We start from the raw sequence: 14,335 nt of genomic DNA, 5'->3' as shown, positions 1-14,335 counted from the left end.
TGATAGAATCTGCGCGCTTTCATGCATTATTCTTTGTCAAAATCTTCAAACTTGTAGTGGGTGTTCAATGGAACCTATGGTGGTCATGGCTGCGCGTGCAGCTCAATTAGTTGGTCAAGAGCTTTTAAAAGCACATCAAAATCGTCATAAGCTCGATCTACAAGTTGAAGAAAAAGGCATTGAAGGTCCAGTAACACGTGTTGACCGTTATTTAGAACAACTGACCATTGATACTTTACGTAAAAGTTATAAGAACCACAGCTTTCTAGGTGAAGAGTTTGGCCTACAAGAAGGCAAAGGTCATGATGCCGATTGGTGTTGGGTAATTGACCCATTAGATGGCACACAAAACTTTATCAACGGTTTTCCACATTTTTGTATATCTATTGCTGTGCAACATAAAGGCATTACCCAACATGGTGTGATTTACGATCCAGTTCGCGATGAATTATTTTCAGCGAGTCGTGGTCGCGGTGCTGTCATGAATCAGCGTCGTATCCGTGTCAATGTCCGTGACAATCTAGAAAATGCTTTCTTAGCAGTGGGTCATCCTTATCGTGCGATGCGTAATGGCGAAGTGGTATCTTATGCCGAGCAACATTTTGCTTCATTGCTAGCAGTGACTCAAGCGGGAGCGCATATTCGTCGTGCAGGTTCTGCTGCGTTAGATTTGGCTTATGTTGCTGCGGGTCGTTTTGATGGCTTCTTTGAAGTAGGTCTAAAACCGTGGGATATTGCTGCGGGTGAATTGATTGTCAAAGAAGCAGGCGGTGTTGTGGTCGATGCCCGTGGTGGCAATGATTCAATGGAAAATGGTCAGGTTCTGGCATCTTCATTAAAAATGTTAAAGCCATTGATGCAAACGGTTGTACCTGCATGGGGCGAAATGGCGAAGTAAGCTGAATCGATGCATTAAAAAGCTCTCATGAAAATTTGAGGGCTTTTTTTATAATAAGAGAAATAGATAAAGTCATGATGATTTATTTGATTGGTCCAGGTGGAGCGGGAAAAACAACAACTGCACAGTTGTTAGCATCACAACTTGGCTGGGATTGTTTTGATCTGGACTTATACTTTATGCAAACTGTGGGCGATATTTCCACATATATTGACCAATTTGGTTATGCATATTATGCACAAAAAATATTGAGTGTTACTTAACCATAATGCATAAGGTTCATCAAAAAGGAAGTAATGTAATTGTGGTCTGCTCTTCTGGTTTTATGATTTATCCAGAAGACATTCATTTAAATTATTTAGAGCTCAAAAAGCAAATACTTGAACATTCTTTAACTTTTGTATTGCTTCCTTCGTTAAGTTTTGAAATTTGTGTGCAGGAAATTGTCAAAAGACAAATGAATCGACCCTATTTAAAAGCCTCAGCAGAGAAAGAACGCGATAAAATAATACAGAGATTTCATATTTATTCTCAATTACCCTGTCAAATCATGCTTACAGATGTACAGCCATTACAAGTGGTAAATAATATTAAAAACAATTTGAATCAATAGTTTATATTTTTTATGCAATTATTTATTGCAGAGAGTGAGTCAACTTGTTTGATTTTATGTAAAAACCTATTAAAAAAGGTGACTTTTAAAAACTTTCTGTTATACTCTCGCCACGCACTTAAATTTCCGTTCATTACCTGAACATTCTGTTCTATTCATTGTATGCGCACGCCGTCCATAGAGAGGACCATTCATTGCGCCCAAATCGCTCAGCGATTCTTCAGGTTCCGGCCGTAATCATGCGTGCGTATAGTCTACATCGTCGTTATTCGGATTGCTGTTGAATATAAACTATTCAGCCTAAGATGCCGTGCCGCCTTTTGTCGATGTCCATATTTGTATTTATTAAAATGGAGCACCCATCAGGGTGAAACTCTCTATGAGCAAAACTTTTGCCGATTTCTCTCTACACGAATCTTTACAACAAGCACTACAGGACCTTGGTTTCACTTCACCAACCCCTGTGCAAGAACAAGCGATTCCAGCTGCTATTGAAGGTAAAGACCTTTTAGTATCAAGCCAAACTGGTTCTGGTAAAACAGCAGCATTTTTATTACCAACATTACATGCGCTTGCTGGTCAGGACACTTTTGTTCCGTTTAAAGAACGCATGAAAGCAGTAACTCAACCGAATATTTTAGTGATTTCACCAACACGTGAATTGGCTCAACAAGTCAGTCAAGATGCGATTGCATTTGTACGTCATATGAAAGGTGTTCGTATCGCTGCGATTATGGGTGGTATGCCATTTGCAAAACAAATTCAACAATTAAAAGGCGCGCAAGTAGTGGTTGCTACTCCAGGCCGTTTGTTGGATTTGGTCAATCGTCGTCAAATTAAATTAGACAAAGTAGATGCTTTAATTGTCGATGAAGCGGATCGTATGCTTGATCTTGGTTTCTCTGAAGATTTGGAAGCGATTAGCGAATTAGCTGCAAACCGTAAACAAACATTGATGTTCTCTGCAACATTTGCTGATCGTATCATCCGTCTTGCTGAATGCATGATGCAAGATCCAATGCGTATTGCGATTGAGACAGGTCATTCAACTAATACTGACATTACCCAGACTTTACACTGGACTGATGGTTTTGAGCATAAGAAAAAATTGCTGACTCACTGGTTAAGTGATGAAAATCTAGATCAGGCTGTGGTGTTTGCAAGCACACAAGAAGACACAGATATGCTGGCTGAAGAACTTGCTGAAGCAGGTCATTCAGTGGTTGCACTTCATGGTGCAATGCCACAAACCGTGCGTAACCGCCGTTTGCGTAGCATTCGTGAAGGTAAAGCTAAAATCTTGGTTGCGACTGACGTTGCTGCGCGTGGTTTAGACGTACCGACTATTTCTCACGTGATTAACTTTGGCTTGCCAATGAAACACGAAGATTATGTGCATCGTATCGGTCGTACAGGTCGTGCAGGTCGTACAGGTCAGGCGATTACTTTAGCAACTTATCGTGAGCGCGGTAAAATTCGTGCCCTTGAAGATTATTTAGAAGCGCGTTTGAGCGTTTCTGAAATCGAAGGCTTAGAGCCATCTCCACCTCCTGCGCGTTCAGGTCGTGATGGCGGTGGTCGTGGTCGCGGTGGTAACGGTGGTGGTCGTCGTGAAGGCGGTCGCGGTGGTTTTGGTGGCGGTCGTCGTTTTGAAGGCGAAAGCAACTTTAAACGTCGTGAAGGTGGTCGTGATGATCGTCCGCGTCGTAGTTTCGATGATAAACCACGTGGTGAACGTCCTGCATTCGGCGGTGAAGATCGTCCGCGTCGCGAGTTCAATTCTGACCGTCCACGTCGTGAAGGCGGTTTTGAAGATCGTCCAAAACGTAGCTTCGGTGGTGAAGATCGTCCGCGTCGCGAGTTCAATTCTGACCGTCCACGTCGTGAAGGTGGTTTTGAAGACCGTCCAAAACGTAGCTTCGGTGGTGAAGATCGTCCGCGTCGCGAATTCAATTCTGACCGTCCACGTCGTGAAGGTGGTTTTAATGATAAACCGCGTTTCGAATCAAATGATGACAACCGTGGTAATCGCGTAGATTACAAACCACGTCGTGAGGGTGGTTTCGGTGATCGTCCAAAACGTGATTTTGGTGATCGTCCAGCACGTCGCGAAGGTGGTTTTGGTGACCGTCCACAACGTTCATTTGGTGATGATCGTCCGAAGCGTAGTTTTGGTGGTGAAGATCGTCCTAAACGTACTTTTGGTGGTGAAGACCGTCCAAAACGTTTCGGTGATGACCGTCCGCGCCGTGGTGTAAACGAAGAAAACTTTGGTCGTGACCGTTCACGTAAAAATGATCGTTAAGATTTAATTTCTGAAGTTATTTTAAAGCCGATGCTTTTATGCATCGGCTTTTTCTTGTAATAAAACTATCAAAAAATATATAATATGAGAACTGTGTCAGGTTTTTATTGTAAAAATGAAAGAAAAAAAGGATCTTAATGTAAAATTCTTGTCCCGATTACGTCATTTCAATTTGCGCAAACTTGGCGCAGCGCTAGTAATTGGGAATGCTTTATATTTTTCTTATAGTATCTACGTTCATCATGACATTTCACCACAAGCACTTGCAATGCAAGATCATCAAAATAACAGTATTCAGCTCATCAAGTAATTGGTCGTTTCATTGTTAAATAACAAGAATTTCATAAACGTTCAGTGCTATATTATGCGAGCTTAAAATATGCAGGAACATATACTGCTATGAATAATTCGATACTTTCGACAGCTCAGCCACTGATTGAAGTGAAAAATCTGAGTTTTAATCGAGGGGAGCGCGTCATCTATGACAATGTTGATTTAACCATTCGACGTGGACAAATTACAGGCATCATGGGGCCATCAGGCACAGGAAAAACAACACTATTACGATTAATTGGGGGACAATTAACTCCAGATCGTGGTGAGGTTCTGCTTGATGGTAAGGATATTGCCAGCATGTCTCGTCAAGAGTTATTTGCCGCACGGGCACGTATGGGTATGCTGTTTCAAAGTGGCGCACTCTTTACTGATATGTCTGTCTATGAAAACGTGGCATTCCCCATTCGTGCGCATACCCATTTACCAGAACATTTAATCGCTGAATTGGTCGGACTTAAATTAGAATCCGTCGGTTTGCGCGGTGCAGAACACCTGATGCCAACAGAGCTGTCAGGCGGGATGAATCGTCGTGTGGCTCTAGCACGAGCCATTGCCCTTGATCCAGATTTGATCATGTATGATGAACCTTTTGCGGGTCAGGATCCGATTGTAAAAGGAGTATTGACGCGATTGATCCGTTCACTCCGTGAAGCATTAGATCTAACCACGATAATTGTGTCTCATGATGTTGCTGAAACACTTGAAATTTCAGATTATATTTATGTGATTGCCGAAGGTAAAATTCAGGGAGAGGGGACCCCTGAACAATTACAGGCTTCAGCTTCACCTTTTGTAAAACAGTTTTTGACAGGCTCTGCCGAAGGACCCGTTGAATATCAATTTAGCCATCAAGCATATTTAAGTAACGAGGTACATCCATGAATGCGATTGCCTGGTTAGGTCGACTCGTGATTGAGCGGGTACGTGGAATTGGTGACGCAACGGTTATGTTGCTACAAATTATCTTTTCTTTGCCGTCTGCGGGTGGTTTTGGTCGATTTATCTACCAAATGTACCGTGTTGGGGTCATGTCCTTACTCATCATCGCTGTATCTGGGTTATTTATTGGGGCTGTTCTTGGCTTGCAGATGTATAACATTTTGGTGACTTTTGGTAGTGAGGCCATGCTAGGCACCGCAATTGCACTGACCTTATTGCGTGAGCTTGCACCTGTTGTAGCAGCGTTATTATTTGCAGGACGTGCAGGCTCTGCGCTAACTGCTGAAATTGGTCTGATGAAAGCCACAGAGCAACTTTCCAGTATGGAAATGATTGGGGTTGATCCATTAAAACGTGTGGTTTCGCCTAGATTATGGGCTGGGATTGTGAGTTTACCGATGCTCTCAATTATATTTGCTGCGATTGGTATTTTTGGCGGTAAAGTCGTCGGTGTCGATTTTTTGGGCGCGGATGATGGTTCATTTTGGAGTGGCATGCAAAGTTCGATTCAGTTTATGCATGACATTTTTAATGGAACCGTGATTAAAAGTATTGTATTTGCTCTGATTTGTACATGGATTGCGGTTTATCAGGGCTATGCCTGTGAACCGACTTCAGAAGGTATTGCGACATCAACCACTCGTACAGTGGTGTATTCATCGCTGTGTGTTTTAGGTTTTGACTTTGTGTTGACTGCGGTCATGTTCGGAGGTGTTTAATGAAATCACGTACTAGTGAGCTGGCCGTAGGGATTTTTGTCATTATCTTTGGCGTGGCCTTGTTCTTTTTGGCGATGAAAGTCAGTGGTCTGGTTGGAACCAATTTAAATGACAGTTATCACATGACGGCGCGTTTTGATAATGTGAATGGTCTTAAACCACGTGCTAAAGTCACCATGAGTGGCGTAACTGTCGGACGGGTTGAATCGATTACGCTTGATCCTGTAACTCGTTTAGCGACTGTTGATTTTGATCTGGATGGAAAATTGACTTCATTCAATGCAGAACAGCTCAAAGCAGTTCAACAAAATGCTTTGGATGAGTTACGTTACAGTTCTGATTATACGCAAGCCAATGCTGCGCAACAAAAAGAAATGGAACAGAAACTGATTGCCAACATGAAATCCATCACTAATATCGATGAAGATGCTTATATAATGATAGCAACCAACGGTTTATTAGGTGAAAAGTATCTTAAAATTGTACCAGGTGGTGGATTTAACTATTTAAAACGTGGTGAAAATATTACCAATACTCAAGGTACAATGGATCTTGAAGATCTGATTAGTAAGTTTATTACTGGTGGTGCCAATAAATCATCATCGGGTGGCTCGGCAGAAGACTCGGCGTCACAGCCACAGGTGGCTGCATCCAATAGTGCCGAACCTTCTTTTACTGAGTAATTTTAAGGAGCGATTCTTGTGAAGACGTTGTTCAAACAAACCCTTACTGCAAGTGTACTATCTACTCTTCTTGCAGGTACTGCATTTGCTGCGCCAGCAGAAGCGCCACCAGCATTTATTAAACGTGTTGCCGATAATTTTATTTCGCGTTTACAGGCAGATCATGCCAAGCTGCAAAACAATCCGACTGCTGTAAAAGCAATTGTACGTCAAAATCTTGATCCATATATTGATTCGCAAGCGTTTACCCGCATTGTGATGGGAACTTATGCGACCAATCAAAACAGTACCGCGGCGCAACGTGCGCAGTTTGAAAAGAATTTCCGTGAAACTTTGATTGAAAACTATGGCACTGCGTTCGCAAAATATAGTAATCAAAGCTATACCATACGCCCTTATAAAGAAACGGGTAGTCGTAACCCTGTGGTGACGATTGATTTTAGTAACAAAGGCGACAAGATTCCTGTTTCCTTCCAGCTTACCGATGCTAGCAGTCAGTGGAAAATTCGTAATATCAATGTGTCTGGTATCGATTTAGGTTTGCAATTCCGTAACCAGTTTGCTGCAACGGTACAGCGTAATGGTGGTAATCTGGACAAAGCCATTGCCAACTTTAAGCCAGATGCTGATGCGGCTGTAAACAAAAAATAAGTGAAGGTTTATTGTGATTGAAATCGTCGATCAGCACTTGGTGCTATCAGGAAAGATTGATTTTGACAATGCACAGACGGTTTATCAGGATGGTCTCCGTTTGATTCAACAACATCAACACTTTCCTTTGGTGGTGGATTTAAGCCAATTACAGCATGGTAGTACTTTGGCATTGGCAGTTTTGGTGCAATGGCTAAGAAAAACACCAAATGCACAAGGGTTACATTTTCAGGATGTACCAGAAAAAATGCTCAAAATTATCCAGTCTTGTCATTTACAGGATGATCTAACCCTGCTGCACAGCTAATTAAATTTCAATAAAAAAAGCACCGAATCTCGGTGCTTTTTTTATATCGATAATTTTAAACCCATTTCTTCCAGCGGAAGTACATCATTGGCCCGACAAATGAAACCATCAAAATTGCTGCAACAATTAAAAAACTCAAAGCACCATGGGCAAAGGGTAACTCCGTTGTATTCATCCCATAAATACTGGCAATCAACATCGGTGGTGCAAGCATACTCGGTAAAATCGAGAAGCGACGAATGGTATCGTTCTGCTCGGTATTAATGAATCCAGATGTAGTATCGAGCAAGAAACGAACTTTCTGGAATAAAAAGGCATCATGTTCGACCAGTGAGCGAACATCTTCACTCAACTCGCGAATGTCCGCATCATAAATATGACTGCCCAAAGCACGTGGACGAGATAAAAAGGTCAGGACGCGACGTAAATCAATCAGACACAGTTGCGCTTTACCCAGTACGTCTTCTTGTTGTGCCAAACGAGTAATCATGTCATCCAAATCTAAAATCTTTTCACGATGATGGTTATTCAACACTTCTGTAGAATATTTTTCCAAGTCCTTGTGGATATCTTCGAGGATATCCGCAAGCTCATCCAGTTTAGCTTCGAGTAAACCGAGTAAAATCCAAGTCGGATCTTTATAATCCATGTCATAGTCGTTACGTCGTGCACGGGCACGAAATGCACGAAATGCCACCAGCTTTTCACCACGCATGGTAAATAGCCGATCTTTATGTAAAATAAATGCGACCGTTTGCACCGTTGCTAAGATATGACTGGTGTCTTCATTATCGCCATCGACCTGATAATTTTTATTTTTCGTTAAAAAATAGGTACTGATATGCAAAATGCCATCATCATCGCGGTAAAATCGGGCAGAGGATGAAATGTCTTCAAGTGACTTGAGGGTGGGTAGATTTCGGTCATAGGCATCAATGACCCATTGTTGCTCTTCTTGAGAGGGTGCAATTAAATCGATCCAGACCAGATCCTGATGTAGATCAAAACCACCATTAATGGTTGCATCTTCAAGGCTACCGCGCTCTGTGGCGTAAAAGGCTTCAAGCATAATGTCTTTTCTCCCTTGCGCAGTATGGATAAATTTGATGGGTGTATTTTAGACAAGGATTCACTTAAAAACACTCATTGTTGTCGTTTTTTCTGAAAAAATCTTGCTAAAGCTTATATTGTAAGCATGACAGCTTAAAAACATGGTTAAAAGTTTTATGAATTCAATTTGTATTTTTTGTGGTTCAGCCGTTGGGAATGATCCTTTATTTTTACAAGCCGCTCAGTTGACAGGTGAAACCATTGCCAGACAGGGCAAAACACTGGTGTATGGCGGTGGTCGCTCAGGACTGATGGGTGTGGTTGCAGATAGTGCCTTGCAGGCAGGCGGCCGTGTGATTGGAGTCATTCCTACCGCTTTGGTTGATCGTGAATTGGCCCATCCCAATCTAACTGAATTGCATATCGTAAAAAATATGCACGAGCGTAAAACCAAAATGGCTGAACTTTCGGATGGTTTTATTGCTTTGCCAGGCGGAGCAGGCACACTGGAAGAAATTTTTGAACAATGGACGTGGTCACAGTTGGGAATTCATCAAAAACCCTGTGCTTTTTTAAATATTCAGGGTTTTTATGATGATTTACTCAAAATGATTCAAGGAACAGTAGAGCGAGGCTTTACTCAGTCGCGTTTTGTCGAGAAGTTAATTGCATCAGATCAGATTGATGTGATTTTAAATGCCTTTGAGCATTATCAACCTGCCGCGCCGAAGTGGGGTGCACAAACGCAAGTTCATCCTTAACATTGAGACAGCGCTGTGGAAAAAGTTGATGTGAAAAAAAACACAGCTAAGAGAATTACCGTTGCCGCGGCGATTATTTTAAATGAGGCAGGTGAGCTCTTGGTGGTGCGTAAGAAAAATACTCACGTGTTTATGCAGGTGGGCGGTAAGTTAGAAGTAAATGAGCCGCCTGAACACGCGATTGCAAGAGAAATCAAAGAGGAAATCGGCTGTGATATTCAGATTGATCAGTTTGTCGGACGTTTTGAAACAGCAACGGCCAATGAGCCCGATCATCAATTGGTAAGTTATGTTTATTTGGCGCAATTAAAGCAGACGCCGCAGATTGCAGCCGAGATTGCCGAAATGAAATGGGTTACGCTAGATGATCAAGTTACAGCACTTGCACCATTAACGCGTGAAGTGGTGATGCCATGGTGTCGAAAGTATTTAAAGATTTAGCGATTTTTAAGTTTTGGCGTTTTGATTTGCTGCTGCAATGCAGCATGCGTAAATCTGCTGGCATCCTAATTGTTGTAATGCTTGATGTAATGCATAAATTGAGCTGCCAGTCGTGACGACATCATCAATGATCAAGACTTTTCGGTAGCGAATTTGGGGTTTCTCTAACAGAACAAACTGCTGTTCTATGCCTTGAATCCGCTCTATTCGATTCAGTCCTTTTTGAGAATGTTGTTCAAGTCGATGAATTGGTTGCCAGACGGGAATATTGAGTTTCTTTGCCAGTTGTTGTGCCAAGAGCAAAGATTGATTATAACCGCGTTCGATCAAACGTGCCTCCGAGATTGGCATAGGGACAATCGCCTGAACTTTAGGATATTTCATCTGGGCAAGGAGTTGATCGAGTAAGGGTTGGTGATGTAATTTTTGTTCGTATTTAAACTGCTGTAAAATACGATCGATCGGATAATCATAGTAACAGGCCGCCATGATCTGTAATTCATGCCGATGGATCGGTTGTTTCAGCCAAGGCAATTGCTGCCAGCAACTTTTACATAGAACATATTGCTTTAAACGTGGACTGGATTCACATAAACGGCAAGGTAAAAGTTTTTGCCCAAGCTGTTGCATGGAGGCTTTAATATTATCAAACATAGGCATAGCGAGGTGCCTCTGGTAGCCAACGTTTAAGTAATGCATCGGCTTGTTTTGGATAGTTTTTTAGCACCTGCTCTGCCACATAATGTGCTTGTGTCAGCAAATGATCATCACGCTCCAGACGTGCTACGCGAAAGCCCATATCACCTGTTTGTTTGGTTCCTAATAATTCTCCAGGGCCGCGAATTTCTAGATCTTTTTCCGCAATCACAAAACCATCGTTACTTTCTCTTAAAATGGATAATCGTTCATGTCCATTTTGCGATAAAGGTGTTTTATAGAGTAAGGCACAAAAACTGGCGGTTGCACCGCGTCCGACGCGACCACGTAATTGATGAAGCTGGGAAAGACCTAAACGCTCGGCATTTTCAATCACCATAATAGAAGCATTTGGGACATCTACCCCGACTTCAATGACTGTGGTGGCAATGAGTAGTTGCAATTGATTGTCTTTAAATGCTTGCATGACATTTTGCTTTTCATCTGCTTTCATTTTGCCATGCACTAGACCGATATTCAGTTCAGGAAAGCGTTCTTTAATTTCCTGATAAGTGGCTTCGGCGGCTTGAGCATCCAGGGTTTCCAACTGTTCGACCAGTGTACACACCCAGTAAGCCTGTTTGCCCTCACGGCAATTACTGGCGATTCGTTGCAGCACGTGTTCGCGCCGATCGAGTGGAATAGTGACGGTTTGAATTGGGGTACGTCCCGGCGGGAGTTCATCAATGATGGAGGTATCCAGATCGCCATAGGCACTCATTGCCAATGTACGGGGAATCGGGGTGGCTGTCATTACCAACTGATGTGGCGTAAGTTGATCATTCCCTTTATTACGAAGTGCCAAACGTTGATCGACCCCAAATCGATGTTGTTCATCAATAATCACCAAACCTAATTTGGCGAATTCAACGGTATCCTGAAATAACGCATGAGTACCCACTACCAATTGTGCTTCGCCAGTTTTAATAGTTAGTTCAGCCTGTGTACGAGCCTTCCCTTTTTGTTTTCCAGACAGCCACGCGACTTGTATCCCTAGTGGCTCAAACCAGCGTTTAAAATTTAGATAATGTTGCTCGGCCAAAATTTCAGTCGGTGCCATCAGCGCGACTTGCCATCCTGCTTCTAATGTATGACAAGCAGCGACAGCGGCAACCAAGGTTTTGCCTGCACCGACATCACCTTGTACCAAGCGTAGCATGGGTTTGTTTTGCTTGAGATCGGTGACAATTTCTTTGGACACTCGTTTTTGGGCCTGTGTCATTTCAAAAGGTAATTGGGCGAGTAGGGCTTTGGTAAGGCTCTTGCTTGGGCTAAAACTGGGAGAAGCAATTTGTCGAATATAGGCACGTCGGGTGAGTAAACTGACCTGATGTGCGACCAGTTCTTCAAAAATCAGTCGTTGTTGCGCGGGATGTGAACCTTGTGCCAATTGCTGCATATTGGCATCGACAGGGGGTTCATGGATATACTGTAAAGCTTGTTTCAGCGCATAACCATTGGTGTATTGTTCAGGCAATAATTCTGGTAAATGATCGCTGTATTGTCTGAGTGCCTGTTTGACATATTCACGCAGTTTGGGTTGAGTTAAACCTTCTGTACTGGGATAAATCGCAGTGAGCTGAGTTTTAGGTAAAGCGCTATGATCAGTGACCAGTTGTATTTCAGGATGATACATCTCTAAGCCGCGCGCGCCGACTCGAACTTCCCCAAAAACACGTAAACGATGACCTGCTTTTAACTTATCAGTCAGATTTTTATAAATATGATAAAAGCGTAAGGTAACTTTACCTGAGTCATCTTGCAGTAGAGCGGCCAGAGATTTACGTTTTCCGGGTGGAAAGTCCAGAGCTTTGACTTCACCTTCAAGCAAATAGCTACGTCCCACCACCAGTTGGTTCATGGGAATGACCGTGCTACGATCTTCATAGTCACGCGGCAGGTGAAACAGAAGATCATCGGTGGTGAAAATATTAAGTTTTTCCAAAAGTGCAGCGGCAGCACCACCGACACCCTGTAACTGCTGGACTGAAGTCATATCTCTCCAAGTCAGGACCCTTTATATCAGGATCATGCATGCATATTTTATTTATTGGTTATGGTAAAACATCTCAACGCGTTGCCCAATTTCTATTTGAACAGAACTCGAATCAACAGCGACATCAAATTACCACAATTAGCCGTAGCCCGAAAACAGATGTGTACGCGAATCACCTCATTCAAGATGTGCATGACCTTAATCTGGACAATCTTGCACCAATTGATTTGGTCTATGTGGCTTTGGCGCCTTCAGAAAGTAGTGTAGAGGCCTATCGTCAAACCTATCTGGATTCAGTTGAACCAATCGTTCAAGCATTAAAATCACATCCTGTACAAAGGATTATGGTGCTGTCATCGACACGGGTTTATGGTGAACATCAGGGCGAGCGAGTCGATGATGAATCGCCCATTCAACCTGTAGATGAGCAAGGACAAATCTTGCGTGATATGGAATTAAAATGGCGGGCAGCATATCCGAAACAGACCGTGATAATTCGCCCTTCTGGGATCTATGGTCAATCGGTTGCGCGTTTAATAAAAATGGCAGAAAACACCATTAGTTACCCAAAGATTCATTATAGCAACCGCATTCATATTGATGATCTGGCAAGATTTTTAGCGGATTTATCGACATTAAAAAATGTTGATTCGTCTTATATCGTGACCAATAACCACCCTTTAGCTTTACATGAAATTATCTTGTGGTTTCAGCAACAACTCGATTTGCCAAAGCTACAATTGAGCAGTCAGGAAATTTCAGGAAAACGCTTATATGCAACACGGATGCTCAAAACAGGATTTAAATTACAGCATCCGGTTTGCTTTAATGACTATACAATCTGCCTGAAACAACATAGGCAAAGCCAATAATTTAATTAAACTCAAGAATGCGGCAACATCTACAATTAAATTAAACCGATAAATACAAGATTGGTGGAAGATGTTTAAACAGGCATTTGGAAGCTTGCTTCTGCTCATCGTGGTGCAACAGGTGGCAGCGGTTGAAAAGACATGGTGTGTATATGATCCAGTCGGTGCGCAAGGGGATATTACCCGACGTTTAAAAGAGATTGCGCTTTATGCACAGCGTGATCAGGTCAATTTGCAACTTAAAATTTATCAGCATGAAACAGAGGCTATTGCACAATTTAATCAGAAAAAATGTTCAGGTCTGGTCGCAACCAACTTTAATACTCGAAACTATAATGCATTTATGGGAAGTACGGCTGGTGTGGGATTTATCACAAATAATATAACCGCGCAGCATTTTATTCAGTTGTTGAACCAACCTGCATTACGTTCTGCCATGCAACAAGGAGAGTATGAGGTGGTCGGGTTTATTCCTGTGGGAATGACCTATATGATGCTCAAAACGCCAACGCTTTATAAAGTGACAGACCTAAAAAATAATCGGATTGGTGTTTTGGCTGAAGTTCCGCCCCAAACGGCTTTGGTGCGTAGTGTGCGTGCACAGCCTGTTGCCTTGAGTTTTGATAATGCAATCAAGGCCTTTAAAAATAATCAAGTGGATATTTTACCTGTCCCTGTTTATGCTTTACTTGCTTATAATCTGAGAAAAGAGTTTGGTGAATCGACCCGAGTCATCAATTTTCCAGTGGTTTATGCGGGCTTAAATATTGTAATTCGCGCTGCTGAATACCCATCAGATTTTGGTGTGAATATGCGGCATTGGTTTGCAGGACAAGCACGGGTATTGGTAGGGCAAGTGATACGCTGGGAAAATCGATTACCCGCGTATTATTGGATGGATGTGTCTGCCACTGAGAAACAAGCTTATAATGTGGTCATTGCTAAAGTACGCAATCAATATTCCCAGAACTTTTTTTATGATCCGCGCTTTGTCAAACTGATCAAAAAATTACGCTGTAAAGATGAACCGCAATATTTTGAGTGTCAGATCTGGTAAATCAAACATGG

At 42.4% G+C, this 14,335-nt stretch carries 17 protein-coding genes; 14 read left to right on the top strand and 3 right to left on the bottom strand.

Annotated elements, in window-relative coordinates; translation table 11 throughout:
* Nucleotides 1-67: 67 nt before the first annotated feature.
* The 10 genes from I6L31_RS08315 (at nt 68) to I6L31_RS08275 (ending at nt 7,451) form a co-directional block, all read left to right on the top strand.
* Nucleotides 68-898: an inositol monophosphatase family protein gene (locus tag I6L31_RS08315; protein WP_004985277.1), complete on the top strand. Its 831-nt coding sequence runs from the start codon at nt 68-70 to the stop codon at nt 896-898.
* A 74-nt stretch (nt 899-972) separates the two neighbouring features.
* On the top strand, nt 973-1,161 hold the full coding sequence (locus tag I6L31_RS18320; protein WP_004985278.1) for a shikimate kinase: 189 nt from the start codon (nt 973-975) through the stop codon (nt 1,159-1,161).
* 5 nt (nt 1,162-1,166) lie between these two features.
* The gene (locus I6L31_RS18315) at nt 1,167-1,511 is read left to right on the top strand and encodes a hypothetical protein (protein WP_004985279.1); all 345 of its coding nucleotides are present in this window, start codon (nt 1,167-1,169) and stop codon (nt 1,509-1,511) included.
* Nucleotides 1,512-1,890: 379 nt separating this feature from the next.
* Nucleotides 1,891-3,816 (top strand): DEAD/DEAH box helicase, encoded by a 1,926-nt coding sequence (locus I6L31_RS08305; RefSeq protein WP_004985280.1) that lies wholly within the window; start codon nt 1,891-1,893, stop codon nt 3,814-3,816.
* Nucleotides 3,817-3,931: 115 nt separating this feature from the next.
* The gene (locus I6L31_RS08300; RefSeq protein WP_004985281.1) at nt 3,932-4,126 is read left to right on the top strand and encodes a hypothetical protein; all 195 of its coding nucleotides are present in this window, start codon (nt 3,932-3,934) and stop codon (nt 4,124-4,126) included.
* Nucleotides 4,127-4,215: 89 nt separating this feature from the next.
* The gene (locus I6L31_RS08295) at nt 4,216-5,034 is read left to right on the top strand and encodes an ABC transporter ATP-binding protein (protein WP_004985282.1); all 819 of its coding nucleotides are present in this window, start codon (nt 4,216-4,218) and stop codon (nt 5,032-5,034) included.
* Complete coding sequence (gene mlaE, locus I6L31_RS08290; protein ID WP_004985283.1) at nt 5,031-5,810, top strand: lipid asymmetry maintenance ABC transporter permease subunit MlaE; 780 nt, start codon at nt 5,031-5,033, stop codon at nt 5,808-5,810. Before I6L31_RS08295 ends, mlaE begins: the two co-directional genes overlap by 4 nt.
* A complete protein-coding gene (gene mlaD / locus I6L31_RS08285; RefSeq protein ID WP_005001984.1) occupies nt 5,810-6,493 on the top strand; it encodes an outer membrane lipid asymmetry maintenance protein MlaD in 684 nt (227 codons plus the stop codon). The genes mlaE and mlaD overlap by 1 nt, the downstream gene beginning before the upstream one ends.
* 18 nt (nt 6,494-6,511) lie before the next feature.
* Nucleotides 6,512-7,144 carry an MlaC/ttg2D family ABC transporter substrate-binding protein gene (locus I6L31_RS08280; protein ID WP_005001987.1) on the top strand — a complete coding sequence of 211 codons (633 nt, stop codon included), beginning with the start codon at nt 6,512-6,514 and terminating at the stop codon, nt 7,142-7,144.
* A gap of 13 nt (nt 7,145-7,157) precedes the next feature.
* Entirely contained in the window at nt 7,158-7,451 is a 294-nt protein-coding gene (locus tag I6L31_RS08275; RefSeq protein ID WP_005001989.1) for an STAS domain-containing protein, read from the top strand.
* Between the two features lie 55 nt (nt 7,452-7,506).
* Here the strand turns inward: I6L31_RS08275 and I6L31_RS08270 are convergent, their stop codons facing one another.
* On the bottom strand, nt 7,507-8,520 hold the full coding sequence (locus I6L31_RS08270) for a CorA family divalent cation transporter (protein ID WP_004985290.1): 1,014 nt from the start codon (nt 8,518-8,520) through the stop codon (nt 7,507-7,509).
* A gap of 157 nt (nt 8,521-8,677) precedes the next feature.
* Between I6L31_RS08270 and I6L31_RS08265 the strand changes: the two genes are divergently transcribed.
* Both I6L31_RS08265 and I6L31_RS08260 read left to right on the top strand, forming a co-directional pair.
* A complete protein-coding gene (locus I6L31_RS08265) occupies nt 8,678-9,262 on the top strand; it encodes an LOG family protein (RefSeq protein WP_010588689.1) in 585 nt (194 codons plus the stop codon).
* 15 nt (nt 9,263-9,277) lie between these two features.
* Entirely contained in the window at nt 9,278-9,703 is a 426-nt protein-coding gene (locus I6L31_RS08260) for an NUDIX hydrolase (RefSeq protein ID WP_005001991.1), read from the top strand.
* A 6-nt stretch (nt 9,704-9,709) separates the two neighbouring features.
* Here the strand turns inward: I6L31_RS08260 and I6L31_RS08255 are convergent, their stop codons facing one another.
* Both I6L31_RS08255 and recG read right to left on the bottom strand, forming a co-directional pair.
* Nucleotides 9,710-10,363: a ComF family protein gene (locus I6L31_RS08255; protein WP_005001993.1), complete on the bottom strand. Its 654-nt coding sequence runs from the start codon at nt 10,361-10,363 to the stop codon at nt 9,710-9,712.
* Nucleotides 10,350-12,395: an ATP-dependent DNA helicase RecG gene (recG, locus tag I6L31_RS08250; RefSeq protein WP_005001995.1), complete on the bottom strand. Its 2,046-nt coding sequence runs from the start codon at nt 12,393-12,395 to the stop codon at nt 10,350-10,352. Before recG ends, I6L31_RS08255 begins: the two co-directional genes overlap by 14 nt.
* A 38-nt stretch (nt 12,396-12,433) precedes the next feature.
* Between recG and I6L31_RS08245 the strand changes: the two genes are divergently transcribed.
* Both I6L31_RS08245 and I6L31_RS08240 read left to right on the top strand, forming a co-directional pair.
* Entirely contained in the window at nt 12,434-13,267 is an 834-nt protein-coding gene (locus I6L31_RS08245; protein WP_005002002.1) for an NAD-dependent epimerase/dehydratase family protein, read from the top strand.
* A 70-nt stretch (nt 13,268-13,337) separates the two neighbouring features.
* The gene (locus tag I6L31_RS08240; protein WP_004985303.1) at nt 13,338-14,324 is read left to right on the top strand and encodes a putative solute-binding protein; all 987 of its coding nucleotides are present in this window, start codon (nt 13,338-13,340) and stop codon (nt 14,322-14,324) included.
* Nucleotides 14,325-14,335 lie beyond the last annotated feature (11 nt).

The sequence above is a fragment of the Acinetobacter septicus genome (assembly GCF_019355975.1).
Classification (GTDB): Bacteria; Pseudomonadota; Gammaproteobacteria; order Pseudomonadales; family Moraxellaceae; genus Acinetobacter; species Acinetobacter ursingii.
The sequence above is the reverse complement of the archived record's forward strand: the minus strand, read 5'-3'. Positions and strand labels throughout refer to the sequence as shown.

Coding starts and splice junctions, on each gene's coding strand:
- I6L31_RS08315 (WP_004985277.1), top strand. CDS start 68: ATGGAACCTATGGTGGTCATGGCTGCGCGTGCAGCTCAATTAGTTGGT.
- I6L31_RS18320 (WP_004985278.1), top strand. CDS start 973: ATGATGATTTATTTGATTGGTCCAGGTGGAGCGGGAAAAACAACAACT.
- I6L31_RS18315 (WP_004985279.1), top strand. CDS start 1,167: ATGCATAAGGTTCATCAAAAAGGAAGTAATGTAATTGTGGTCTGCTCT.
- I6L31_RS08305 (WP_004985280.1), top strand. CDS start 1,891: ATGAGCAAAACTTTTGCCGATTTCTCTCTACACGAATCTTTACAACAA.
- I6L31_RS08300 (WP_004985281.1), top strand. CDS start 3,932: ATGAAAGAAAAAAAGGATCTTAATGTAAAATTCTTGTCCCGATTACGT.
- I6L31_RS08295 (WP_004985282.1), top strand. CDS start 4,216: ATGAATAATTCGATACTTTCGACAGCTCAGCCACTGATTGAAGTGAAA.
- mlaE (WP_004985283.1), top strand. CDS start 5,031: ATGAATGCGATTGCCTGGTTAGGTCGACTCGTGATTGAGCGGGTACGT.
- mlaD (WP_005001984.1), top strand. CDS start 5,810: ATGAAATCACGTACTAGTGAGCTGGCCGTAGGGATTTTTGTCATTATC.
- I6L31_RS08270 (WP_004985290.1), bottom strand. CDS start 8,520: ATGCTTGAAGCCTTTTACGCCACAGAGCGCGGTAGCCTTGAAGATGCA.
- I6L31_RS08265 (WP_010588689.1), top strand. CDS start 8,678: ATGAATTCAATTTGTATTTTTTGTGGTTCAGCCGTTGGGAATGATCCT.
- I6L31_RS08255 (WP_005001993.1), bottom strand. CDS start 10,363: ATGCCTATGTTTGATAATATTAAAGCCTCCATGCAACAGCTTGGGCAA.
- recG (WP_005001995.1), bottom strand. CDS start 12,395: ATGACTTCAGTCCAGCAGTTACAGGGTGTCGGTGGTGCTGCCGCTGCA.
- I6L31_RS08245 (WP_005002002.1), top strand. CDS start 12,434: ATGCATATTTTATTTATTGGTTATGGTAAAACATCTCAACGCGTTGCC.
- I6L31_RS08240 (WP_004985303.1), top strand. CDS start 13,338: ATGTTTAAACAGGCATTTGGAAGCTTGCTTCTGCTCATCGTGGTGCAA.